The following is a 1,962-nucleotide window of genomic DNA, read 5'->3' as shown; positions in this document are numbered from 1 at the left end:
GAGCTCCACTTAACAAATACCGAATACCAATTCTTGCAACTACTGATGGAAAACCCGCACCGCATCTTCACTCGCAATCAAATCCTGGAAGCTATCGGTGTGATGAAGGGTGTTGGCTCCAACCAATTAGTAGATACCCACGCCTCCCGATTACGTAAGAAGATCCGTGAAGACGGCGGCCCGGATGTCATCACAGTTATCTGCAGCGTCGGCTTTCGCCTATCAGATGCTGCTCACCCTGCGATTGAGCTTTAATTTCCTCAGCCGTTAACCTCTTTAAGATAGCGCCAGAGCGCCCCACCCCGTAATCTTGCCCCTGTCCGCATATCTGCAGCAGCACTGGCTGCATCAAGAGAAGGAATTACCCATGAAAGCACAAGATTTAATTGAACTATGGAATCAGAAGCGCTCACAGATCATTCAGGCACAGGTAGCACCAGCACTTGTTCTCATCGGCATCTTTGTCTTAGCTGCAATCGGCGCCTTTGAAAACGCCTCCGATGGCGCTAAATACCTCACTATCGGAGTAGCTGCAGCCACCGGAATTCTGGCAATCATTTCGCAATACGCTGCCGTGCGCGAAGCGGAAGCACTTCTGACTGATCTCAAGTCAGCAACTGAACAGAGTGCGCTCTCAAAGAAGATTGCTGACTCACGTGGTCTGCTCTCGCTTTCAGCTGTCGCCATTGTCGGACTTGGTCTAGGAATCTTCGTACTCGTTGTCTGGGCAGTTCTAGGCGCATAATGCGTATTGGTCTAGCGCTCATTGCTATCTACTCCGTGGCAGTTCTCTTTCTTGTCACGCGAGCAGATAGACCATCTAAAAAGCGTGAGCGCTTGACCGGTCGTGGTGGCGATTTCGAATAAGGGCTTAATAGAAAAACCCGCAGAGTGATCTGCGGGTTTTTTATTGCAACAAAAAAGGCTCCGCGACGTAAGCGGAGCCTTTCTTTATATTCATGACCCTGACAGGATTCGAACCTGCAACCTCCGTCTACGCCAGAGCGGTGCTCTATCCGTTGAGCTACAGGGCCACCTGCGGATAATAAGTTTGACCTTGCCCGCAGATTTTTTATCAAAGCCAATCTGTTGATAACTCAGGTGCTATATTTACGGCAACGTCAGAGCGGTGCTCTCTAGCGCGAGCTACAGAGAAAAACCCGCAGAGTGATCTGCGGGTTTTTTACTCTCCGCCTCCAATGACAATTCGCTTTGCAATTCAGGTTACCAACCTAGCGAATTAGCATGTCCTCAAGTTATCACACTCGCCTTTAATGGCGATCAGGCTCCACAAACCCTAAATGTCACTGCCAGTCACTACCCTTACCCCATGGGCTTCTTCGCAGATTTCAAAGCAAAGCGGGCAGCGAGCGCTGCCGCTAAAGCACACAGCGCAGCACTTGCCGACTGGGAAGATGATCGCGCAACGCTAACCAAACTCATCACCGTCTTTAGCGCAGCAGCTAAAGGTGAAGACTCAGTACCAAACTCACTGATGCAAAAACCTGGTGAACACACACTCTGGTCTGCCACAGGCATCTTTCATGAAACAGGTCGCACGCCATCTAGTTATGTTGGTGGCTCCACCGGGGTCAGCATCCCGGTAGGTGCTGGCATTCGCTTTCGCGTGGGTGCGATGCGCGGACAAGTAGTACCTGGTGAAGAGCAACAGATGGATAAGGATCAAGGCGTTGTCATGCTCACCACCGAGCGGCTCATCTTCACTGGCCCCAACCACACTCGGGAATGGGACTTCGACAAACTCCTGATGGCCTCAACCACAGATGATGAATCTGATTACTTCCTAAGCGTCTCAAACCGACAAAAGACATCAGGAGTGCGCTTTAGTGTGAGAGCCGGGCGAGAATTCAATAGATTCCTAGGCTCGGCAACGGTAGTCAATGAGAAAGGCTATGGACCGCTATTAGATGAGTTGCATAAGCTGGAGAAAGAGGCGGATGC

Annotated in this window: 4 protein-coding genes and 1 pseudogene; 4 read left to right on the top strand and 1 reads right to left on the bottom strand. The window is 50.8% G+C overall.

Annotated elements, in window-relative coordinates:
- From AC9UEP_RS05925 to AC9UEP_RS05915, 3 genes are all read left to right on the top strand, one after another.
- The coding region (locus tag AC9UEP_RS05925; RefSeq protein ID WP_509545069.1) for a helix-turn-helix domain-containing protein at window positions 1-255 on the top strand (255 nt) is incomplete at its 5' end.
- Window positions 256-367: 112 nt separating this feature from the next.
- Window positions 368-745, top strand: coding sequence for a hypothetical protein (locus AC9UEP_RS05920; protein WP_509545066.1), 378 nt, complete (start codon window positions 368-370; stop codon window positions 743-745).
- Complete coding sequence (locus AC9UEP_RS05915) at window positions 745-867, top strand: hypothetical protein (RefSeq protein ID WP_257789624.1); 123 nt, start codon at window positions 745-747, stop codon at window positions 865-867. Before AC9UEP_RS05920 ends, AC9UEP_RS05915 begins: the two co-directional genes overlap by 1 nt.
- 93 nt (window positions 868-960) lie before the next feature.
- On the opposite strand, the pseudogene AC9UEP_RS05910 reads toward AC9UEP_RS05915, so the two are convergent.
- A pseudogene (locus AC9UEP_RS05910) lies at window positions 961-1,034 on the bottom strand.
- Window positions 1,035-1,330: 296 nt separating this feature from the next.
- On the opposite strand from AC9UEP_RS05910, the gene AC9UEP_RS05905 reads away from it, so the two are divergent.
- On the top strand, window positions 1,331-1,962 hold a 632-nt coding region (locus AC9UEP_RS05905; RefSeq protein ID WP_509545063.1), incomplete at its 3' end, for a hypothetical protein.

Source organism: Candidatus Planktophila sp., from assembly GCF_040402315.1.
Taxonomy (GTDB): Bacteria; Actinomycetota; Actinomycetes; order Nanopelagicales; family Nanopelagicaceae; genus Planktophila.
The sequence above is the reverse complement of the archived record's forward strand: the minus strand, read 5'-3'. Positions and strand labels throughout refer to the sequence as shown.

Bases quoted from the DNA above. Each gene is read 5' to 3' on its own strand.
- AC9UEP_RS05920 (WP_509545066.1), top strand. From the start codon at position 368: ATGAAAGCACAAGATTTAATTGAACTATGGAATCAGAAGCGCTCACAG.
- AC9UEP_RS05915 (WP_257789624.1), top strand. From the start codon at position 745: ATGCGTATTGGTCTAGCGCTCATTGCTATCTACTCCGTGGCAGTTCTC.